Annotated in this window: 19 protein-coding genes; 8 read left to right on the top strand and 11 right to left on the bottom strand. The window is 67.5% G+C overall.

The features are described 5' to 3' along the window. Nucleotides 1-15: 15 nt before the first annotated feature. The 7 genes from crcB (at nt 16) to mnhG (ending at nt 6,594) form a co-directional block, all read left to right on the top strand. Nucleotides 16-393, top strand: a complete 378-nt coding sequence (crcB, locus tag ACTG4X_RS10895) for a fluoride efflux transporter CrcB (protein ID WP_093050081.1) — start codon at nt 16-18, stop codon at nt 391-393. A gap of 77 nt (nt 394-470) precedes the next feature. Then, on the top strand, nt 471-3,419 hold the full coding sequence (locus tag ACTG4X_RS10890) for a monovalent cation/H+ antiporter subunit A (RefSeq protein WP_440533792.1): 2,949 nt from the start codon (nt 471-473) through the stop codon (nt 3,417-3,419). Then, on the top strand, nt 3,419-3,769 hold the full coding sequence (locus tag ACTG4X_RS10885; RefSeq protein ID WP_093050075.1) for a Na+/H+ antiporter subunit C: 351 nt from the start codon (nt 3,419-3,421) through the stop codon (nt 3,767-3,769). The genes ACTG4X_RS10890 and ACTG4X_RS10885 overlap by 1 nt, the downstream gene beginning before the upstream one ends. A 41-nt stretch (nt 3,770-3,810) precedes the next feature. Further along, entirely contained in the window at nt 3,811-5,478 is a 1,668-nt protein-coding gene (locus tag ACTG4X_RS10880) for a monovalent cation/H+ antiporter subunit D (protein ID WP_440534381.1), read from the top strand. Then, nucleotides 5,475-5,966, top strand: coding sequence for a Na+/H+ antiporter subunit E (locus ACTG4X_RS10875; protein WP_093075295.1), 492 nt, complete (start codon nt 5,475-5,477; stop codon nt 5,964-5,966). Before ACTG4X_RS10880 ends, ACTG4X_RS10875 begins: the two co-directional genes overlap by 4 nt. Next, complete coding sequence (locus ACTG4X_RS10870; protein WP_093050069.1) at nt 5,963-6,241, top strand: K+/H+ antiporter subunit F; 279 nt, start codon at nt 5,963-5,965, stop codon at nt 6,239-6,241. Before ACTG4X_RS10875 ends, ACTG4X_RS10870 begins: the two co-directional genes overlap by 4 nt. Next, the gene (mnhG, locus tag ACTG4X_RS10865; protein ID WP_093050066.1) at nt 6,238-6,594 is read left to right on the top strand and encodes a monovalent cation/H(+) antiporter subunit G; all 357 of its coding nucleotides are present in this window, start codon (nt 6,238-6,240) and stop codon (nt 6,592-6,594) included. Before ACTG4X_RS10870 ends, mnhG begins: the two co-directional genes overlap by 4 nt. A gap of 10 nt (nt 6,595-6,604) precedes the next feature. Here mnhG and ACTG4X_RS10860 read toward each other — a convergent pair whose 3' ends face one another. The 4 genes from ACTG4X_RS10860 to nadC are packed head-to-tail and all read right to left on the bottom strand — an operon-like array spanning nt 6,605 to nt 11,402. Continuing rightward, nucleotides 6,605-7,420: an FRG domain-containing protein gene (locus ACTG4X_RS10860; RefSeq protein ID WP_440533791.1), complete on the bottom strand. Its 816-nt coding sequence runs from the start codon at nt 7,418-7,420 to the stop codon at nt 6,605-6,607. Next, entirely contained in the window at nt 7,417-8,403 is a 987-nt protein-coding gene (locus ACTG4X_RS10855; protein ID WP_440533790.1) for a Bug family tripartite tricarboxylate transporter substrate binding protein, read from the bottom strand. The genes ACTG4X_RS10860 and ACTG4X_RS10855 overlap by 4 nt, the downstream gene beginning before the upstream one ends. A 15-nt stretch (nt 8,404-8,418) precedes the next feature. Beyond that, the gene (phnN, locus tag ACTG4X_RS10850; protein ID WP_440533789.1) at nt 8,419-10,560 is read right to left on the bottom strand and encodes a phosphonate metabolism protein/1,5-bisphosphokinase (PRPP-forming) PhnN; all 2,142 of its coding nucleotides are present in this window, start codon (nt 10,558-10,560) and stop codon (nt 8,419-8,421) included. Nucleotides 10,561-10,568: 8 nt separating this feature from the next. Next, nucleotides 10,569-11,402, bottom strand: coding sequence for a carboxylating nicotinate-nucleotide diphosphorylase (nadC, locus tag ACTG4X_RS10845; protein WP_440533788.1), 834 nt, complete (start codon nt 11,400-11,402; stop codon nt 10,569-10,571). A 152-nt stretch (nt 11,403-11,554) separates the two neighbouring features. On the opposite strand from nadC, the gene ACTG4X_RS10840 reads away from it, so the two are divergent. After that, nucleotides 11,555-12,106 (top strand): MarR family winged helix-turn-helix transcriptional regulator, encoded by a 552-nt coding sequence (locus ACTG4X_RS10840; RefSeq protein WP_093050054.1) that lies wholly within the window; start codon nt 11,555-11,557, stop codon nt 12,104-12,106. Between the two features lie 46 nt (nt 12,107-12,152). Here the strand turns inward: ACTG4X_RS10840 and ACTG4X_RS10835 are convergent, their stop codons facing one another. The 7 genes from ACTG4X_RS10835 to ACTG4X_RS10805 all read right to left on the bottom strand — a co-directional run bounded on the left by ACTG4X_RS10835 (nt 12,153) and on the right by ACTG4X_RS10805 (nt 19,777). After that, nucleotides 12,153-13,175 carry an XdhC family protein gene (locus ACTG4X_RS10835; protein ID WP_440533787.1) on the bottom strand — a complete coding sequence of 341 codons (1,023 nt, stop codon included), beginning with the start codon at nt 13,173-13,175 and terminating at the stop codon, nt 12,153-12,155. 14 nt (nt 13,176-13,189) lie between these two features. Beyond that, nucleotides 13,190-13,855, bottom strand: a complete 666-nt coding sequence (locus ACTG4X_RS10830) for a CoxG family protein (RefSeq protein WP_307615750.1) — start codon at nt 13,853-13,855, stop codon at nt 13,190-13,192. A 33-nt stretch (nt 13,856-13,888) separates the two neighbouring features. Continuing rightward, nucleotides 13,889-15,115 (bottom strand): vWA domain-containing protein, encoded by a 1,227-nt coding sequence (locus ACTG4X_RS10825; protein WP_440533786.1) that lies wholly within the window; start codon nt 15,113-15,115, stop codon nt 13,889-13,891. After that, nucleotides 15,112-16,002, bottom strand: coding sequence for an AAA family ATPase (locus ACTG4X_RS10820; protein WP_440533785.1), 891 nt, complete (start codon nt 16,000-16,002; stop codon nt 15,112-15,114). Before ACTG4X_RS10820 ends, ACTG4X_RS10825 begins: the two co-directional genes overlap by 4 nt. 67 nt (nt 16,003-16,069) lie before the next feature. After that, the gene (locus ACTG4X_RS10815) at nt 16,070-16,861 is read right to left on the bottom strand and encodes an FAD binding domain-containing protein (protein ID WP_093050039.1); all 792 of its coding nucleotides are present in this window, start codon (nt 16,859-16,861) and stop codon (nt 16,070-16,072) included. Nucleotides 16,862-16,881: 20 nt separating this feature from the next. Beyond that, complete coding sequence (locus tag ACTG4X_RS10810; RefSeq protein ID WP_440533784.1) at nt 16,882-19,266, bottom strand: xanthine dehydrogenase family protein molybdopterin-binding subunit; 2,385 nt, start codon at nt 19,264-19,266, stop codon at nt 16,882-16,884. Between the two features lie 13 nt (nt 19,267-19,279). Continuing rightward, nucleotides 19,280-19,777 (bottom strand): (2Fe-2S)-binding protein, encoded by a 498-nt coding sequence (locus tag ACTG4X_RS10805; protein WP_440533783.1) that lies wholly within the window; start codon nt 19,775-19,777, stop codon nt 19,280-19,282. Nucleotides 19,778-19,854: the final 77 nt, after the last annotated feature.

Below are 19,854 nucleotides of genomic sequence, written 5' to 3'. Positions count from 1 at the left end.
CGGATAATCGCCGGCATGCTGCTGAACGTCCTCGTCATCTGCCTCGCCGCGTGTGTCGGCGCCCTCATGCGCTGGGGCTTTGCCCTGTGGCTCAACCCCGGCGGCATCCTGCCCTGGGGCACGCTGGCGGTGAACCTCATCGGCGGCTACCTGATCGGCGTGGCCATCGGTGTGTTCAACGGGCTACCCCACATCGACCCCGCGTGGCGGCTCATGGTCATCACCGGCTTCCTGGGCACGCTCACCACCTTCTCCAGCTTCTCCGCGGAAGTGGTCGGCATGCTCATGGGCGGCAGGCTCGGCCTCGCGATGGGCACGATCGCGTTGCACCTTGGCGGCTCGCTGTGCATGACCTGGCTCGGGTTGCGCACGGTGCAGGCTTTCTCCTCCTGAATCGAGCGAAAAACTGCCTTATGTCTTGCGGTTATAGATAGGGCCTTCCATAGGGTCGGTCGATAGAATTGCCCGCAATGCCCCTGGTCTTTCTCATCGCCCTCCCCTTCATTGCCAGCGTGCTGGCCGCGTTGATGCCTTCCAACGCACGCAACAGGGAGTCGACGCTGGCGGGGCTGGTCGCGCTGGGCTGCGCCATCCAGGTCGCATGGTTCTTCCCGCAGATCGCGCACGGCAATGTGCTGCGGCAAGAAATCGAATGGCTGCCGGCCCTCGGCCTGAACCTCGTGTCCCGCCTGGATGGCTTCGCATGGCTGTTCTGCATGCTGGTGCTGGGCATCGGCGCGCTGGTGGTGCTCTATGCGCGCTACTACATGTCGGCCTCCGATCCGGTGCCGCGCTTCTTCTCGTTCTTCCTCGCGTTCATGGGCGCGATGATGGGCGTGGTGCTCTCGGGCAACCTCATTCAGATGGTGCTGTTCTGGGAGCTCACCAGCCTCTTCTCCTTCCTTCTCATCGGCTACTGGCACCACCGGCGCGACGCTCGGCGCGGCGCGCGCATGGCGCTCACCGTCACCGGCGCTGGCGGGCTGTGCCTGCTGGCCGGCGTGCTGGTGCTCGGCCGCATCGTCGGCAGCTACGAGCTCGACGTGGTGCTGGCTTCGGGCGACCTCATCCGAGCGCACGCGCTGTACCCGGTCGCACTGGTGCTGGTGCTGCTCGGCGCCTTCACCAAGAGCGCGCAGTTCCCGTTCCACTTCTGGCTGCCGCGCGCCATGGCCGCGCCCACGCCGGTGTCGGCCTACCTGCACTCGGCCACGATGGTGAAGCTCGGCGTGTTCCTGATGGCGCGGCTGTGGCCCGTGCTCTCGGGCACCGAGCAGTGGTTCTGGATGGTGGGCGGCGCGGGTGCCGTCACGCTGCTGCTCGGCGGCTTCATCGCCATGTTCCAGCGCGACCTGAAGGCGCTGCTGGCCTACTCGACCATCTCGCACCTCGGGCTCATCACGCTGCTGCTGGGCCTGAACAGCCCGCTCGCGGCCGTGGCGGCGGTGTTCCATGTGATGAACCACGCGACCTTCAAGGCGTCGCTGTTCATGGCGGCCGGCATCATCGACCACGAGACCGGCACGCGCGACATCCGCAAGCTCAGCGGGCTGATGCGGCTCATGCCCATCACGGGCACGCTGGCCATCATCGCCAGCGCCTCGATGGCCGGCGTGCCGCTGCTCAACGGCTTTCTCTCGAAGGAAATGTTCTTCGCCGAGACGGTGTTCATCCAGTCGACGCCTTGGGTCGACTTCAGCCTGCCTGTCATCGCCACCATCGCGGGCATCTTCAGCGTGGCGTATTCGGCGCGCTTCGTGTTCGACGTGTTCTTCGGCCCGCCCTGCGGCGACGAGGTGCCCAAGCACCCGCACGAGCCGCCGCACTGGATGCGCGTGCCGGTCGAACTGCTGGTGCTTCTGTGCCTGGTGGTGGGCGTAATGCCGGCGTGGTCGGTCGGCCCGATGCTGGCGGCGGCCGCCACGCCGGTCGTCGGCGGCGCGCTGCCCGAATACAGCCTGGCGGTGTGGCACGGCTTCAACCTGCCGCTGCTGATGAGCTTCGTCGCGCTGGTGGGCGGCGCCGCGCTGTACCTGCTGCAGCGCCGTCGTCGCGCACGCGGCGGCCTGGAGCACACGCCGCTGCTGCATCGCTTCGACGGCCAGGTCATCTTCGAGCACCTGCTCGCGCTGCTCAGCGAAGCGGGCCGGCGCAGCCGTCGCCTGTTCGGCACGCGCCGGCTGCAGTGGCAATTGCTGCTGCTGGTGGTCGCGGCCGTGGCGGGCGCCGCGGCTTCCCTGTGGGTCACCCCCGCAGCACCCGGCACGCGCGAACTACTGCCCTTCTCGCCGATGTTCGCCATGACCTGGATCATCGGCGGCACCTGCGCGCTGGCCGCCGCATGGCAGGCCAAGTTCCACCGGCTGGCGGCGCTGATGCTGGCCTCGGGCGCGGGGCTGGTCTCTTGCGTGACCTACATCTGGTTCTCGGCACCCGACCTCGCGTTGACCCAGCTGGTGGTCGAGGCCGTGACCACGGTGCTGATCCTGCTCGGCCTGCGCTGGCTGCCGATGCGCAGCAAGGACGTCATTCAACCTGCACGCGCACGGCTGCGACCGTGGGGCCGGCGCGGGCGCGACCTGCTGGTGGCCACCGTCGCCGGCGGCGGCATGGCGGCGCTGGCGTGGGCCATGATGACGCGCAACTTCCCGCAGAGCATCTCGCCCTTCTTCCTCGAACACGCGCTCACCGAGGGTGGCGGCACCAACGTGGTCAACGTGATGCTGGTCGACTTCCGCGGCTTCGACACCTTCGGCGAGATCACCGTGCTCGGCGTGGTCGCGCTCACGGTGTATGCGCTGCTGCGGCGCTTCCGCCCCGCGATCGAATCGATGGCCCTGCCGGTCCAGCAGCGCCTGCAGGTCGACGACGGCAGCAGCGACCTGCTGAACCCGCGCCGCGCCAAGGACACCGCCGTGGGCTACCTCATGGTGCCGGCCGTGCTGGTGCGGCTGGTGCTGCCGCTGGCGGCGCTGGTGTCGGTCTACTTCTTCATGCGCGGCCACAACGCGCCGGGCGGCGGCTTCGTCGCGGGGCTGGTGATGTCGGTCGCGCTGGTGCTGCAGTTCATCGTCTCGGGCACCGAATGGGTGGAAGAGCATCTGCGCATCTACCCGCGCCGCTGGATCGCCATCGGCCTGCTGCTGGCGCTGGCCACCGGCGGCGGCGCGGTGTTCTTCGGCTATCCCTTCCTGACCACGCACACCGCGCACCTGCATCTGCCGCTGCTGGGCGAAGTGCACGTGCCCAGCGCCCTCTTCTTCGACATCGGCGTGTTCGCGCTGGTGCTCGGCGCCACCATGCTGATCCTGACCGCGCTGGCCCACCAGTCGATACGAAGCCACCGCTGGGCCGACGAGCAGGCCGAGAAAGAAGCCGAAGCCGCCGCAGCTGCCGTCGCCGCCGGGGGAGCCAGCTGATGGAAATCGTGCTCGCACTCGCCATCGGCGTGCTCACCGGCTCCGGCGTGTACATGCTGCTGCGCCCTCGCACCTTCCAGGTCATCATGGGCCTGACGCTGATCTCTTACGCGGTCAACCTCTTCATCTTCAGCATGGGCCGGCTCAAGGTCGACAGCGAGCCGGTGCTCATCAAGGGCCTCACCTCCACGCTGGCCAATACGGCCGACCCGATGCCTCAAGCCCTCGTGCTGACTGCCATCGTGATCGGCTTTGCGATGACGGCGCTCTTCCTCGTGGTGATGCTCGCCTCGCGCGGCCTCACCGGCACCGACCACGTGGACGGTGAAGAGCGGCAGGAGGCAGAGTGAAAGAGATCTTCCACCTGCTCGACGAACTGCTCGAGTTCAGCATGCCGCACCTGGTGGCGGTGCCGATCCTCGTGCCCATGCTCACGGCCGCGCTCATGCTGCTGCTGGGCGAGAACCGGCGGCGCACCAAGTCGGCCCTGAGCGTGGTCTCGGGCCTCGTCGGCCTGCTTGCCGCGCTCGCGCTGCTGCGCTGGGTGAACGCTGCCGACACCGGCGGCGGCCCCGGCTCCATCGGCGTCTACCTGCCGGGCAACTGGCGTGCACCCTTCGGCATCGTGCTGGTGGCCGACCGGCTCTCGACCATGATGGTCGCGCTCACGGGGGTGATCGCCTTCGCCGCGTCGATCTACTCCACCTCGCGCTGGGACCGCGCGGGCGTGCATTTCCATCCGCTGCTGCAACTGCAGCTCATGGGCCTGAACGGCGCCTTCCTCACGGGCGACCTGTTCAACCTGTTCGTCTTCTTCGAGGTGATGCTCGCGGCCTCCTACGGCCTGCTGCTGCACGGCTCGGGCCGGCTGCGCGTGCAGGCGGGGCTGCACTACATCGCGATCAACCTCGCTGCGTCGTCGCTGTTCCTGATTGGCGCGGCCATCCTGTACGGCGTGACCGGCACGCTCAACATGGCCGATCTCGGCGTGCGCATCGCCGAACTCGCGCCGGGCGATCGCGGCCTGGTGCATGCGGCGGCGGCCATCCTCGCGACCGCATTCTTCGCCAAGGCCGGCGCGTGGCCGCTCAACTTCTGGCTGGTGCCGGCCTACAGCGCATCGGTGTCGCCGGTGGGCGCGGTGTTTGCGCTGCTGACCAAGCTCGGCGTCTACACGATCCTGCGGCTGTGGACCGTGCTGTTCGCGCCCGACACCGGCGACTCGGCCGCCTTCGGGCAAGCGGCGCTGGTTGGCGTGGGCCTTGCCACGCTCTTCGTCGGTGCGCTCGGCATCGTCGGCACGCAGCGGCTATCGAATCTCGCGGGCTTCAGCGTGCTGATATCTGCGGGCACCCTGCTCGCGGCGGTCGGGCTCGGCCAGCCGGCCGTGTGGGCCGGCGCGCTGTACTACCTGCTGAGTTCCACGCTCGCGGTCAGCGCCTTCTTCCTGCTGACCGACATGATCGAGCGCTGGCGCAACGCGGGCATGAGCGTGGCGCCGCACGAGGCGGCCGGCAACGCGCCCTTTCTTGCCGAAGACCTGCGCGCACTCGACGACGTGAACCTCGACGACGAGGCGCAGGCACTCTACGGCCGCGCGATTCCCGCCGGCGTGGCCTTCCTGGGCCTGAGCTTCATGGGCTGCACATTGCTGCTCGCGGGCCTGCCGCCGCTATCGGGCTTCATCGGCAAGTTCGCGATGCTCTCGGGCATGCTCGGCGCCAAGGCGATCGGCACCGCCGGCTGGATCTTTCTTGCGCTGCTGATCGCCTCGGGCTTTCTCTCGCTGATTGCATTGAGCCGCACCGGCATCCGCCACTTCTGGACGCAACTCCACCCCACCATGCCCTCGCTGCCCGCACTCGAAGTGCTGCCGGTGGCCGGGCTGCTCGCGGCCAGCGTGGCGCTGACTGTGTGGGCCGGGCCTGTCATGCAGCACGCCAGGGCCACCGCTGAAGGACTGAAGACACCCACGCCCTACCGCAACGCGGTGCTGGGCGCGCGGCAGATTCCGAATCCGGTGAAAAAGGAAGAAGCAAAGGAAGGCACGGCCCCATGAAGCGCCTGATCCCTTCTCCGTCGCTGTCCTTCGCGCTGTTCATCGTCTGGCTGCTGCTCAACCAGTCGCTCGACGCCGCCACGCTGCTGGCGGCCCTGATCCTCGCCATCGCGGTGCCGCTGCTCACCGAGGGCCTGCGCCCGGCGGCGGTACGCATGCGCAGGCCCGGCGTCGCGCTGCGGCTGTCCTTCGTCGTGACCTTCGACATGCTGAAGTCGGCGTACGACGTGGCCCGGCTGCTGCTCACGCGGCGCACCTCGCGGATCGCCTCGAAGTTCGTGCAGATTCCGCTCGACATGCGCGACCCCAACGGGCTCGCGGTGCTGGCCATGGTGATGTGCCTCACGCCCGGCACCGCCTGGGGCGAAGTGTCGTTCGACCGCAGCACGCTGCTGATCCACGTGTTCGACGTGGACGACGAGGCAGCCTTCGTCGCACTGATCAAGCAGCGCTACGAGCGCCCCCTGATGGAGATTTTCGAGTCATGACACCCATCCTCTTCTGGGCCCTGAAGTTCGCGCTCTTCCTGCTGGCCGTGGCCATGCTGTGCGCGCTCTCGCGATTGCTGATCGGCCCGAGCGCACAAGACCGCGTGATGGCGCTCGACTGCCTCTACATCAACGGCATGCTGATGATGCTGGTGCTCGGCATCATCTACGCGAGCAACGTCTACTTCGAGGCGGCGCTGCTGATCGCGCTGTTCGGCTTCGTCGGCTCGACGGCCATGGCCAAGTTCTTGCTGCGCGGGGAGGTGATCGAATGACGGACTTCATCGTGGGCCCGCTGCCGCTGTGGGCCGAGATCATCACCGCCGTGTTCGCGGTGCTGGGCGCGGCCTTCGCAGCCATAGGTTCTTTCGGCCTGGTTCGGCTGCCCACCTTCTTCCGCCGCATCCATGCGCCCACGCTGGGCGCGACGGTCGGCGTGTGGTGCATGACGGTCGCCACCATCGTCTATTTTTCGGTGCAGGGCTTCAGCCTGTTCCTGCATGCGGTGCTGATCGTGCTGTTCATTGCGCTCACTGCGCCGATCACCACTATCTTTTTGATGCGCGCGGCGCTGTTCCGCGAGCGGCAGAAGGGTGGCGACGTGCCGCCCGAGGCGAAGTCGGGCTGACGACGACGAATCAGTCGCTGCCGGGTGCCGGCCGCTGCCAGATTTCCTCGAGTTCGTAGGCAATGGACCGGGCCAGCCCTTCCAGGTCCGGGAACAGCGTGGCCTGCGTGATGTTCATGCGGTACAGCGCATGCATCGCCTCGGCGCGGAGCTCGCCGCCCAGCACCACCTTCTCGATCAGCGGCTGCGCGCTGCGATAGCTGCGCAGCACCTCGTCCAGCGGCATCTCCAGCGTGCCGGGCATGACCAGCAGGCCCGATTGCGCGACCAGCCGCCGGTCCATCTCCGACGGTTCGCCAAACCAGACCATCGGATGCCTGTTGTCGGCGAAATAGCGCTCGAAATTCCCCTGCACGCGGGGATCGATCTCATCGCGCGTCAGCGTCGCATCGTGGCTCGGCGCAGCCGACCACAGCCACGGCGTGTTCAGGGCATACACGGCGGCATCGCCCGCCGCCTGCTCGACCGCGAAGAAAGCGGCCACGAAAGGCGACTTCGTGAAATCGAGCAGCCGCGTCGGCGCCCCGTGATGCTGCATCAGGGCCAGGCAGCGCAGCTCGTCCTGCAGCACCGAGCGGTCGGGAAGATAGACATGCGCCTTGCGGCGAAAGATGCGGATCGCCCGCTCTTCGCGCAGCCGCCATTCCTGGCGGCTCAAGGAGTCGCGCAAGAGGCGCCGGGAAAGCGAACTGAACAGGGCCCACCCCGGATCAGCCTGCCCGCGGAAGGCCCAGCCGTCGCGCCGGTCGCAATGGTCGACGAACTCGGCCCATGACCGCACGCGGATTTCCTGCATGGGAGACGGCACGAGGGAGCGCGTGTTCATTCTGCGGTGAGTCCGATTTTCTTCGACAGGATGGCAAACCGGTCGATGTCGCCATCGACGATCTTCTGGAATGCCTCGGGCCCGTCGTTGGCCGGCGTATAGCCCAGGCTTGCCAGTGTGCTCTTCACGTCGTCACGCGCCATGATCTTTGCAAAGCCCTCATAGAGCCGGTTCTTCACCGCCGGTGGCATGCCCTTGGGTGCCAGCAGGCCGTGCCACTGGCTCAGCTCGTACCCCGGCAGGCCCTGCTCCGCCACTGTAGGCACATCCGGCAGTTGTGCAAACCGCTCCCTGGAGGTGACCGCGAGCGCCCGGAGCCTGCCGGCCTTGATGAACGGCAGGGCGCTGGACATCGTGATGACACCCACCGCCACCTGCCCGCCAATGATGTCGTTCAGCGCGGGGCCGCAACCCTTGTAGGGCACGTGCAGCATGTGGACCTTGGCCTGGATGTTGATGAGCTCCCCCGCCAGGTGCTGGGGCGTGCCGGCGCCGCAGGACCCGTAGGACAACGTGTTCTTCTGCGGAGCGGCGCCCGCCATGACCTCGGCGAATGTCTTGTACGGCGAAGCCACGGGCACGACGATCACGGAGGCGATGTAGGCCACGTTGATGATGGCCGTGAAATCGGACTTGGGGTCGAAAGGCAGTGCCTTGAAAACACCCGGGTTGACGGCGAAGGAGCTGTTCACCATCAGCAGCGAACTTCCATCGGCCGGCCGCCCCGCGACATAGCGCGCGCCGAGATTCCCGCTGGCGCCCGGCCGGTTTTCGACGACGGTCGTCCTGCCCAGGCCTTCGGCAGCGTGGCTTCCGATCAGCCGCGCCAGCATGTCGGTGCCGCCGCCCGGCGGAAAGGTCACCGTGATCTCAAGCGGCGCGCCCGGCCCTGCGGCCTTGTCACCGCCCACGGCCGACGGCCCGGCGAAGACGAGTGCCGCGGCAAGCATGGCGATCCGGACCGTTGGGCTGCAGCGATTCATGCGCGACTCCTTCGTTCATCTCACGGCCGCTTCGTCGGTCGGGTGGAGGGTGGCAGCGGTGTGCCATGGCAATGGAACGGGTGGCGGCTCGAGACGGATGCCCGTGGCGCATTCGGCCTCGCCGCCGCGAAAGTGTCCGGCATGCAGGCGCTCCAGGCAGGCGGCAAGGTCTTGGGCCGAGGCCGCATGAATCCGGTACAGCGGATCGCCGACCCGGACCGTGTCCTCGACCTTGCAGAGCAGGTCGATGCCGGCCCCCTTGTCGTGCGGAGCGCCGGCCCGCCGTGCGATGCCGGCAATCGCCCATCCATCGATGGCGGCCACCCGGCCGTCGCGCGGCGCGACCACGAGGTGCGTGAACGCACCGGGCGCTGCAAGAGGTTCATCGCGGCGCCCCTGCGCGTCGACGATGCGGTCGAACGCCCGCCTCGCCGCGCCCGATTGCAGAAGCTCCAGCGCACGCTTGCGGCCCGCCTCCACCGACCCCACCGCGGGGTCCCAGGAAAGGATGAGCCCGGCGAACAGCAGCGCCTTCTCGCGCAGGTCGGCCGGTGCACGCGCATCGTTGTCGAGCACGCGCTGCGTATCGCGCAGCTCCAGCGCGGGGCCGATGCCGCAGCCGATCGGCTGGCTGCCATCGGTGGCCAGCGCGCGCACCTGCAGGCCGAGCCCGCGGCCGGTGGCCTCGAACAGCGCCGCCAGTTCCAGGGCGGCCTGCTTCGTGCGGATCTTGGCGTGCGGGCCATAGGGCAGGTCGACGATCACATGGGTCGCGCCCGCCGCCTTCTTCTTCGACAGGATGGACGCGACCGACCAGCGGTTCGAATCCATCGCGAGCGGCCGGGTGATGGCGTTCATCACCTCGTCGAGCACCGAGTGGCTGAGCCGGCCGTTCCAGGCAATGCAGGCGCGCGCCTGTGCAACGCAGCGCCGCACGTCCTGCGCGCCGAGGTCCACGCGGGCCACGACTTCCATCACGTCCGCCGTTCCCGCTGCGGAGGTGATCGCGCGCGAAGAGGTCTTGGGCATTGCGAGCCCGTGCGCCGCCACTAGCGGCACGACGATGGGGCTGAGCCGGTTGCCGGGCACGCCGCCCATCGAGTGCTTGTCGACGACGATGCGCTCGTCCCAGTCGATCTGGCGCGCCAGGCTGGCACGCACGCGGGCCAGGCCCAGGACTTCGGCATCCGAAAGATGCTGCGTCGCGGCGACCAGGAACGCCGTCAGGTCGCGGTCGTTGTAGCGGCCTTCGACCACGTCGCGCAGCACCCGGCGGTACTGTGCCTCGTCGAGGGCTTCGCCGCGAATCTTGCGCGTGAGGAGTTCGCGGCTGCGTGGCGGCGGAATCGCGCGCACCATCACCTGGCTGCCCTGCGGCGCGCCCAGCGCATCGAAGGTCTCGCTCGAAAGCCCGATCTCGCCGGCCCGCAGCGCACCGTCAATTGCGCAGACATGGACGCGGGCTTTCAGGCGCGAGACGGCGCCCTCCCCGAGGCTGGCCAGCAGTTCCACGTGGCCGGCCGCGCCCGTCAATGCGTCGGCGGATGGCAGGTAGGCCATGCGGTCCGCGCCGCCATGCATCGCAAGACGGCGAACGGTCCGCCGCCCTCGAAACGATTCGATGGCCTCGACGAAGCGGTCGATGCCTTCGGCCAGCGTCGCATCGTTGTCCACGGTCAGCGACGCCACCGAATCCGGGACCGGTTCGCCGCGCCGCGCCAGGCGTTGCAGCAGCTCGTCGCCGCTTTCGCGCCCGCGGCCTGCGATGCGCGCCGCGAGCATTTCCGGCGGCGCCCCCACCTCGATCACGCACAGGCCCGGCAGCCGGGCAGCCAGCGCGCCAACGATGCGGCGGGAGCCGTTGGCAATGACGTGTTGCCCGTTGTCGAGCGCTCGCAGCAGCGACGACGCCAGGCCATAGCGCAAGCCATGTGCCTGCCATGTCGCCAGGAATTCGCCGGCCGCCTCGCGCTGGCCGAATTCGGTTTCGGACACGCTGTCGTGGTCTTCGCCGGGCGATGCCGCGGGCCGCGTGATGGTGCGCCTGGCAAACACATGCCGGCCCGCGGCCGACAGGCGCTCCCTGGCACCGTCGATCAGCGCGTCTTTCCCCGCACCGCTCGGGCCGACGACCAGAAAGAAAAGGCCGGCATCCATGACGGCGCTCAAGCCTCGTCGAGGCCGATGTCGACGGCCGCCGCGGCCTGCGTGATCTTGCTTGTCGAGATGTAGTCGACGCCGGTTTCCGCAATGGGCCGGATCGTCTCCAGGCGAATGCCGCCCGAGGCTTCGATCCTGGTGCGCCCGTTGACCAGCTCCACCGCCTTCTTCATGTCGGCGACCGACATGTTGTCCAGCATGATCACGTCGACGCCGGCTTTCAGCGCTTCGCCGACCTGGTCCAGGCGGTCGCACTCCACCTCCAGCTTGGTCAGCACCGGCAGCGTCTTGCGAGCCCGCTCGACCGCGGCCGTGATGCCGCCGCAGACGGCGATGTGGTTGTCCTTGATCATCACGCCGTTGTCGAGGCCGAGCCGGTGGTTCAGGCCGCCGCCGCAGCTCACGGCGTGCTTTTCGAGCATGCGCAGGCCGGGCGTGGTCTTGCGGCTGTCGATCAGCCTTGCAGAGGTGCCTGCAATGGCATTCACGTACTTCGCCGTCTCGCCGGCGATACCGCACAGGCGCTGCATGATGTTCAGTGCCGTGCGCTCGGCCGTGAGAATGCTGCGCGCCGCGCCGCGCACCTCGAGCAGGATGGCACCCTTTTCCACGCGATCGCCGTCGGCCACCTTCACCTTGATTTCGAGCGACGGGTCGTAGCGCTGGAACACCCGCGCCGCCACGTCAACGCCCGCAATGATCATCGGCTCGCGCGCATTCATCTGGAACGCGCCGGTCTCGTGCTTGCCGATCATGGCCTGGACCGTGAGGTCGCAGCCTCCGATGTCTTCCATGAGCCATTGGTCGATCAGGCGATCGGTCGAAAACGTGTCGTACATCTTTCGCTCCATTGATTAGCTATCGAAACTTATCGCCAGTCTACGATCGCTGCGCCTGATGTCAATAATAATTTTATATCTAAGTTAAATCAAGGTACCCCGGGAAGAAGCGCACCACCTGCGTGCATCGATGCATTTATCATCGGTTCGCCATGAGAGACCGACCACAAACCCCGCCCGCCGACGCGCCCGAGCCCAGCCAGGAACGGCTGGCGCACATCGTCAAGGACGCGGCACGCGCCTACGTTCGCGCATTGCAGATGCGGCTGGTGTCCCATTCGGTGTCGTATGGCCACTGGTCGATCCTTCGTGTGCTGTGGGACCGCGACGGCCTGACGCAGCGCGAACTCAGCGAGCAGGCCGGCATCGCCGAGCCGACCACGTTCACGGCCGTGAAGGCACTGGAAACGCTGGGCTACATCGAGCGCATGCACCTGCCGGGCAACAACAAGAACGTGCACGTCTACCTGACGAAGTCAGGCAAGCAGCTCAAGCGCAAGCTCGTGCCGCTGGCCGAGGAGGTCAACGAAGTCAGCGTGCGCGGCGTGTCCGCCGAAGATGTGGAGACCACGCGGCGAGTCTTGCTCGCCATCCTCGCGGCGCTGGCCGAAGACGAGGCTGCGGCCGAGGGCACGAAGCGGCGGATGCCCTCGACGCGGGAACTGGGCAAGCGGCTCGCCGATATCGGCATTGCCACGTCCTGAGGCGGCGGCTCAGGGCCTCAAGCCCTGTCTGTGCCCTGAGCGCAGATCAGCTCGGCAGCAGCTGCTGCATCTCCTTGGCCCGCGCCACCTCGACCTCACGCGGCAACGTCACCGCATTCTTCACAGCCAGTATCTCGGCCATCACGCTGACCGCGATCTCCGGCGGCGTCTTGCTGCCGATGTAGATGCCGATGGGCCCGCGCAGCCGCGCGAGCGATTCTTCGGTCTGGTCGAAGTGCTCGATCATGCGGTCGCGCCGCGCGTCGGCATTGCGACGCGAGCCGATGGCGCCGACGTAGAAGGCTTCGCTCTGCAGTGCTTCGAGCAGCGCGAGGTCGTCGAGCTTGGGATCGTGCGTGAGCGCGACCACGCAGCTGCGGCGGTCGGGCTTGAAGGCCAACACCGCGTCGTCGGGCATCTCGGTCGTGATGTGCACGCCGGGCAGCGACCACGCGGTGCGGTACTCGGCGCGCGGGTCGCACAGCGTCACGGCAAAGCCGCTGAACTTGGCCATCGTCGCGAGGTACTCGGCCAGCTGGCCGGCGCCGATCAGCAGCATGCGGTACTCGGGGCCGAAGGTGTTGGTGAGCTCGGTGTCGTTCACGGTGAGCTCGTCGGGGGCTTTCGCCTCGGCGAGCCGCACCGCGCCGGTGGCGAGCGTCACCGTGCGCTGCATGAGCTTGCCTTGTTCCAGCTGCTCGACCAGCAGGTCGAGCGAGCTGGCATCGGGCGCGTATTCGAGCAGCAGCTCCAGCGTGCCGCCGCAGGGCAGTCCGAAACGATGCGCCTCGTCGGCGGTAATGCCGTACTTCACGAGCGCGGGTGGCGCACCCAGCGGCACGTCTTCGCCCTTGCCATGCGCGTGGCTGTAGCGCGCGATCAGGTCGTCCTCGATGCAGCCGCCCGAGACCGAGCCGACCACCGCGCCGTCTTCGGCCAGGGCCATGATCGAACCCACGGGCCGGGGCGACGAGCCCCAGGTGCGCACGACTGTCGTCAGCAGCGCGCGCTTGCCGGCACGCCGCCAATCACGCAGCGTGCGCAGCACCATGACGTCGAGGTTTTCCATGGCGCGGCCGATTCCTAGCTGCTGGCGTCGCCCGGTGCGGGCGCGTCCTTGTTGTCGCTGTTGTCGTCCTTCTTGCCGAGGCCGATCTTCTTCATGAGGCCGGACATCATGCCGGCCTTCTCTGCAGGCGCGTCGGCGGTGGCTTCCACGACGGGCGCGGGCGGCGGGCCGTAGCGGCTCTGCATCTCGGCCTCGAAGCGCTTGAAGAAATCGTCAGCAGTCGACTTGGCGGCGCCGTCGATCAGACGCTGGCCGAGCTGGGCGATCTTGCCGCCGACCTGGGCCTGCACGGTGTAGTCGAGCTCGCAGCCGGGAACGGCAGGAGGCGATGCGGCCTCGGCTTCATGCGCGACGGCAGCCTCGGCCGGTGCAGCTTCGGCCGTCACCGGCTTGAGCGAGACACTCGACGAGCCCTTGGCGAACCCTGCCACGCCGCCCTGCCCTTCGAAGCTCAGCTTGTAGCCATCGGGCGCCACGATGTCCGACAGCATCACCTTGCCGTTGAACTTGGCCGACACCGGGCCGATCTTGACGGCGAGCGCGACGCTGTACTGGTTGTCACCCGTGAGCTCGAACTTGTCGCAACCGGGAATGCACTTCTTCAGCGTCTCGGGGTCGTTGAGCGCTTCCCAGGCCTGTTGTTGGGTGATGCCGAGGCGGCGGTTTCCGAGCATTTCCATGGTGGGTTCCTTTGTCTTCCTTCCCGGGCGACGCTAGCGGCCGGACCGCATCAGGGCGGCCAGGCTCGCTGCGAGCTGTTCGAGTGCGCTGAGATTGTGAACCGCCAGCATCGCGTCTGCTTGCCGGTGCAGAACACTGGCCCCACGCGCCAGAGGGGCGTAGCCCTCGAAGCGCAGCAAGGGGTTGAGCCACAGCAGGCGGCGCGAATGGCGCTTGAGCCACCGCAGCTCCTGCTCCAGCAGCGACGGCTCGCCGGTGTCGAGACCATCGCTGATCACCAGCACCAGGGTGCGGCGGCCGGTCAGGCGGCGGGTGTGGGCTCGACGCAATTCGGTCAAAGAGCTGCCGAGCCGCGTGCCGCCCGCGAAGTCGTCGATGGCGAGGCTGGCGGCGCCGAGCATGGCGTCGGTGTCGGCGAGCCGGAAGGCGGGGGTCAGGTCGGTCAGGCGGGTGCCGAAGGCGAACACGTCGCGCCGGCCCGCGCGGCGAGTGGCGGCGTGCAGGAAAGCCAGCAGCAAGCGCGCATAGCGCTCCATCGAGCCCGACACATCGACCAGCACCAGCAGCGGCAAGGGCTGCTGGCGCCGGGCCAGTTTGGGCAGACGCAGGATTTCACCGCCCGTACGCGCCGCCTCGTGCAGCACGCCCGGCCAGTGCATGCGCGCGTGCTGCCGGCCCGCGTCGCCAGCCACGCGCAGACGGCGCGACGGCAGCTCAGGAATCGGCAGCCTGATGTCGCGCGCAAGCCGCTCGACCAGGCGGTATTCGGAAGCGCCGAGCGCGTTGAAGTCCGCATGCTGCAGGCGCTGGCGGTCGCTCGACGTCATGGCAGCGTCGAACTCGAACTCGATCTCGCGGTCGGGCTTGGCCAGCTCGGCTGGCTTGGCAGGGTTGCGCGGTGCGGTGAGCGCCTCGCGTACGCGAGGCCGGCGCTTCGATGGCTCGGCCTTGCCTTCGGCGCTCGGCAGCATCTGTGCGAGCAGCTTGTTGGCCAGCTCCGGATCGCGGAACCAGGCGTCGAAGAGTTCGCGGAACACCATGCGGTCCTGCTCGCGGCTCACCATCACGGCTTCCATCGCGGCGCTCAGGTCGAGCCTGTCTTCCACGCCCACCAGCGTGACCGCTTCGGCGGCCAGCGCGATGCGCATGGCGTCGGTGCGCACTCCGGCGCGGCGCAGCGCACGGCCGAAGGCGGTGATGTTGCCGGCGAGCTTGCCGCTGCGAACGTCGCCGAGTTGCTGGATACCGGTGGTCGTCATGCCTCGGGCTTGAGCAGGTCCGACGCCAGCTCCCGCGTCAGCGCGGCCACGTCGTCGCGCTGCTTGAACAGGATGCCGGCGGTGTCGACCACCACCTCGGGGTCGAGTTCGACGGTGTCGAGCGCAATCAGCGCCCTCGCCCATTCGACGCTCTCGGCGATGCCGGGTGCGCGCTGGAAGGCGTTGACGAACGGCGCCTCGCGCAGCCGCGCGACGAATGCCGACACCTGCGCCGACAGCTTCTCGCCGGCCTGCGGCACCTGTGCGCGCACGATGGCCAGTTCGCGCTCTCGCTCGGGATAGTCGAGCCAGTGATAAAGACAGCGACGCTTGACCGCATCGTTGAGTTCGCGCGTGCGGTTGCTCGTGAGGATGGTGACGGGCGGCACCACGGCGCGCACCGTACCCAGCTCGGGAATGCTCACCTGGTACTCGCCCAGGTATTCGAGCAGGAAGGCCTCGAAGGGCTCGTCGGCGCGGTCCACCTCGTCAATGAGCAGCACGGCGCCGGGCAGCGGCGTCTGCAGCGCCTGCAGCAGCGGGCGGCGGATCAGGTAGTGCGGCTGGTAGACCTCGGCTTCCACGTCGCGCGCCGCGCCCGTGGCTTCAGCCGCGCGCATGTGCAGCAACTGCGCCGCGTAGTTCCATTCGTAGAGCGCTTCGCGCTGCTCCAGGCCGTCGTAACACTGCAGGCGCAGCAGCTCGCGGCTAAGAGCGGTCGACAGCGCTTTGGCCAGCTCAGTCTTGCCGACGCCGGGCTCGCCTTCGAGCAGCAGCGGGCGCTGCAGCTTGAGCGCGAGGAACACAGCCGTCGCCAGCCGCCGGTCGGCGAAGTAGCCGGCGTGTACCAAAGCTTCGGAGAGGGAATCGATGGTCGGAAAGATCATGGCGAAGCGTAGCGGAAGACGCGAGGGTATCGCGCCTTCCGGTGGGCAATCGGCAGCCCCGGCCTCTTCAGCCCAGGGCCTTGGTGACGGCGCGTTGGGTCAGCACGCTGATCAGGTTCGCGCGGTACGCAGCCGACGCATGCAGGTCGCTGTTGAGATCGCTCGCGTCGATCTTCACCGCTGCAGCGGCGGCTGCGGTGAAGCTCTTGTTGAGCGCGTCTTCCAGCCCGGCATGGCGGAACACGCCGTTGCCCGCGCCGGTGATCGCCACGCGCACGCCGCTGTCGTATTGCGCAAGGAACACGCCGACCAGCGGAAAGTTGGACGCCTTCTGGCGCAGCTTTTCGTAGACGGCGCGCTTCGGAATGGGAAAGCGGATCGCGGTGATCAGCTCGTCTTCTTCCAGCGCCGTGGTGAACAGGCCCAGGAAGAAATCGTCCGCCGCAATCTCGCGTTTCGACGTGACCACGGTCGCGCCCGAGGCGAGCACCGCGCTGGGGTAGCACGCCGCCGGGTCGTTGTTGGCCACCGAACCGCCGATGGTGCCCATCGCGCGCACCTGCCGGTCGCCGATGCGCGAAGCCAGGTCGGCCAGCGCCGGGTAGGCGGCCTTCACGTCGGCGTTGTTCGCCACGTCGAGATGGCGCGACATGGCGCCGATGGTGATGGCGTTGCCGTTTTTCGTGATGCCGGTGAGCTCCTTGATGCCGCTGAGGTCCACCAGCTGTTCGGGCGCCGAGAGCCGCAGCTTCATTGAAGCCAGCAGGGTCTGCCCGCCCGCCAGCGGCTTGGCGCCGGCGGCAACGAGTTTGGCCGCATCGGCCACGGTGGCGGGCCGTTCGAGTGTGAAGGCATACATGGTGTGATTCCTTCTTTGTTCTAGTGTTGGGCCACGGCCTGCATCGCTTCCCAGACGCGGCTGGGAGAGGCAGGCATATCGAAATCCTTGACGCCCAATGGCGCCAGCGCGTCGAGCACCGCATTGATCACGGCCGGCGGCGAGCCGATGGCCCCCGCCTCGCCGCAGCCCTTGGTGCCGAGCGGGTTGTGTGTGCACGGGGTGCACACGGTGTCGAGCTTGAATTGCGGAAAGTCGCCTGCTCGTGGCATGGCGTAGTCCATGAAGCTGCCGGTGAGCAGCTGGCCTGTCTCGTTGTCGTAGACACAGTTTTCGAGCAGCGCCTGGCCGATGCCCTGCACCAGCCCGCCGTGCACCTGACCCTCGACGATCATCGGGTTGATGATGGTGCCGAAGTCGTCCACTGCAGTGAAGCGGTCGACCTTGACTTCGCCGGTCTGCTTGTCGACTTCGACCTCGCAGATGTAGGTGCCGCCCGGGAAGGTGAAGTTGGTCGGATCGTAGAAGGCGGTTTCGTTCAGGCCCGGCTCCAGCTTGTCGAGCGGGTAGTTGTGCGGCACGTAGGCCGTGAGCGCCACCTGGCCGAAGGGGATCTTCTTGTCGGTGCCCTTGACCGTGAACTCGCCGTTGGCGAACTCGATGTCGGCGTCGCTCGCCTCCATCAGGTGCGCGGCGATTTTCTTGGCCTTGGTCTCGATCTTGTCGAGCGCCTTCATGATGGCCGCGCCGCCCACCGAGATGGAGCGCGAACCGTAGGTGCCCATGCCGAAGGGCACGCGGCCGGTGTCGCCATGCACCACGTCGACGTTCTCGACCGGAATGCCCAGCCGCGCCGCGACGACCTGCGCGAAGGTGGTTTCGTGGCCCTGCCCGTGACTGTGCGAGCCGGTGAACACTGTCACGCTGCCGGTTGGGTGCACGCGGATCTCGCCGCATTCGAACAGGCCCGCCCGCGCGCCAAGCGCCCCGGCAATGTTCGACGGCGCAATGCCGCAGGCCTCGATGTAGCTCGAGTAACCGATGCCGCGCAGCTTGCCCTTGGCCTCGGTGGCCGACTTGCGCGCCGCGAAGCCATCGACCTCGGCCAGCACGCGGGCCTTGTCCATGCAGGCGTGGAAGTCGCCCGTGTCGTACTGCAACGCCACCGGCGTCTGGTACGGGAAGGTGCTGATGAAGTTGCGCTCGCGGATCTCGTCCTGCCCCAGCTTCATTTCCCAGGCGCAGCGCGACACCAGCCGCTCCAGCAGGTAGGTAGCCTCGGGCCGCCCCGCTCCGCGGTAGGCATCGACCGGCGCGGTGTTGGTGAACCAGGCGTCGACCTCCACGTAGATCTGCGGCGTGGTGTACTGGCCCGCCAGCAGCGTGGCGTAGAGGATGGTCGGCACCGCGGTCGAGAAGGTCGACAGGTAGGCGCCGAGGTTGGCGTCTGTATGCACGCGCAGCGCGAGGAACTTGCCGTCTTTGTCCATCGCCATTTCGGCGTGGCTCACATGGTCGCGGCCATGCGCGTCAGACAGGAAGCACTCCGAGCGTTCCGCCGTCCACTTGATGTTGCGGTTGAGCTGCTTGGCGGCCCAGGTCAGGCACACGTCTTCTGCATACAGGAAGATCTTGGAACCGAAGCCGCCGCCCACGTCGGGCGCTATCACCCGCACCTTGTGCTCTGGCAGGCCCAGCACGAAGGCCGTCATCAGCAGGCGCTCGACGTGCGGGTTCTGGTTGGACACGTAGAGCGTGTAGTCGTCGGTGCCCCGGCTGTAGCTGCCGATGGCCACGCGCGGCTCGATGGGGTTGGGAATCAGCCGGTTGTTGACCAGGTCTAGCTTGGTGACGTGCGCGGCATTGGCAAACACCGCATCGACCGCCGCCTTGTCGCCCAGCGCCCACTTGTAGCACTGGTTGTCGGGCGCCTCGTCGTGCAGCACCGCGCCGCCGGCCTTCTTCGCCGCGTCGGCCACGCTCACGAGCGCGGGCAGCACGTCGTAGTCGACCACCACCGCCTCGGCCGCGTTCTTGGCCTGCTCGACCGTCTCGGCCACGACCATCGCGACATGGTCGCCCACGTAGCGCACCTTCTTGATCGCGAGGATCGGGTGCATCGGCTCCTTCATGGGGGTGCCGTCGGGGTTGTTGATGAGCCAGCCGCAAGGCAGGCCGCCCATCTTTCCTTCGATGTCCTTGCCGCTGAAGATACCGACCACACCGGGCATCTTCAGTGCCTCGGCAATGTCGATCGACTTGATGGCGGCGTGGGCGTGCGGCGAGCGCACGAAGACCGCATGGCTCTGGTTGGCCAGCGTGATGTCGTCGGTGTAGTTGCCGGCGCCGGTCAGGAAGCGGTAGTCTTCCTTGCGCCGTAGCGCCTCGCCGATGTGCGGCAGGTTCGAGAAGTCGGAAGCACCCATGATGTCGCTCCCTTCATGCCGTTACGGTTGTCTTGACGAGAGTGCCCGAGGCCATTGCCTCGCCGCCCATCTTCACTGCCTTCACGATGTTCTGATAGCCCGTGCAGCGGCACAGGTTGCCGTCGAGCAGTTCGCGGATTTCCGACTCGCTCGACTTGGGGTGGTGGGTGCACAGGTCGATTGCGCTCATGACCATGCCGGGAGTGCAGAAACCGCACTGCAGGCCGTGGCATTCCTTGAAGGCCGCCTGCATGGGGTGCATGGTGCCGTCAGCCTCGGCAATGCCCTCGATGGTGGTGATGTCCGCGCCGGCAGCCTGGGCTACCAGCACATTGCAAGATTTGACGGCCCGGCCATTCACGTGGACGGTGCAGGCACCGCACTGGGCGGTGTCGCAGCCAACGTGGGTACCGGTGAGATGGAGGTGCTCCCGGATGGCATGGACGAGGAAGGTGTTGGGAGGAGCGTCGACCGTGACCTGACGGCCGTTGACCTTGAAAGCGACCTGCATTTGGCTGTCTCCGTTAAAGGTGATGGCTGTTTCAGCAAAAGCATCTTGGATGCCGACCTTTCGCACTATCCTAGGCA

Origin of the sequence: Variovorax sp. YR566 (assembly GCF_051992195.1) — a bacterium.
In the GTDB taxonomy this organism is placed as follows: domain Bacteria; phylum Pseudomonadota; class Gammaproteobacteria; order Burkholderiales; family Burkholderiaceae_C; genus Variovorax.
Note: the sequence above shows the minus strand (reverse complement) of the source record. Positions and strands in the feature narration are given on the sequence as shown.

Bases quoted from the DNA above. Each gene is read 5' to 3' on its own strand.
- ACTG4X_RS10885 (WP_093050075.1), top strand. From the start codon at position 3,419: ATGGAAATCGTGCTCGCACTCGCCATCGGCGTGCTCACCGGCTCCGGC.
- ACTG4X_RS10840 (WP_093050054.1), top strand. From the start codon at position 11,555: ATGAGAGACCGACCACAAACCCCGCCCGCCGACGCGCCCGAGCCCAGC.
- ACTG4X_RS10870 (WP_093050069.1), top strand. From the start codon at position 5,963: ATGACACCCATCCTCTTCTGGGCCCTGAAGTTCGCGCTCTTCCTGCTG.
- ACTG4X_RS10810 (WP_440533784.1), bottom strand. From the start codon at position 19,266: ATGGGTGCTTCCGACTTCTCGAACCTGCCGCACATCGGCGAGGCGCTA.
- ACTG4X_RS10875 (WP_093075295.1), top strand. From the start codon at position 5,475: ATGAAGCGCCTGATCCCTTCTCCGTCGCTGTCCTTCGCGCTGTTCATC.
- mnhG (WP_093050066.1), top strand. From the start codon at position 6,238: ATGACGGACTTCATCGTGGGCCCGCTGCCGCTGTGGGCCGAGATCATC.
- ACTG4X_RS10860 (WP_440533791.1), bottom strand. From the start codon at position 7,420: ATGAACACGCGCTCCCTCGTGCCGTCTCCCATGCAGGAAATCCGCGTG.
- phnN (WP_440533789.1), bottom strand. From the start codon at position 10,560: ATGGATGCCGGCCTTTTCTTTCTGGTCGTCGGCCCGAGCGGTGCGGGG.
- ACTG4X_RS10835 (WP_440533787.1), bottom strand. From the start codon at position 13,175: ATGGAAAACCTCGACGTCATGGTGCTGCGCACGCTGCGTGATTGGCGG.
- ACTG4X_RS10815 (WP_093050039.1), bottom strand. From the start codon at position 16,861: ATGTATGCCTTCACACTCGAACGGCCCGCCACCGTGGCCGATGCGGCC.
- ACTG4X_RS10820 (WP_440533785.1), bottom strand. From the start codon at position 16,002: ATGATCTTTCCGACCATCGATTCCCTCTCCGAAGCTTTGGTACACGCC.
- ACTG4X_RS10855 (WP_440533790.1), bottom strand. From the start codon at position 8,403: ATGAATCGCTGCAGCCCAACGGTCCGGATCGCCATGCTTGCCGCGGCA.
- ACTG4X_RS10805 (WP_440533783.1), bottom strand. From the start codon at position 19,777: ATGCAGGTCGCTTTCAAGGTCAACGGCCGTCAGGTCACGGTCGACGCT.
- ACTG4X_RS10890 (WP_440533792.1), top strand. From the start codon at position 471: ATGCCCCTGGTCTTTCTCATCGCCCTCCCCTTCATTGCCAGCGTGCTG.
- ACTG4X_RS10880 (WP_440534381.1), top strand. From the start codon at position 3,811: ATGCCGCACCTGGTGGCGGTGCCGATCCTCGTGCCCATGCTCACGGCC.
- nadC (WP_440533788.1), bottom strand. From the start codon at position 11,402: ATGTACGACACGTTTTCGACCGATCGCCTGATCGACCAATGGCTCATG.
- crcB (WP_093050081.1), top strand. From the start codon at position 16: ATGCTGCTGAACGTCCTCGTCATCTGCCTCGCCGCGTGTGTCGGCGCC.
- ACTG4X_RS10830 (WP_307615750.1), bottom strand. From the start codon at position 13,855: ATGGAAATGCTCGGAAACCGCCGCCTCGGCATCACCCAACAACAGGCC.
- ACTG4X_RS10825 (WP_440533786.1), bottom strand. From the start codon at position 15,115: ATGACGACCACCGGTATCCAGCAACTCGGCGACGTTCGCAGCGGCAAG.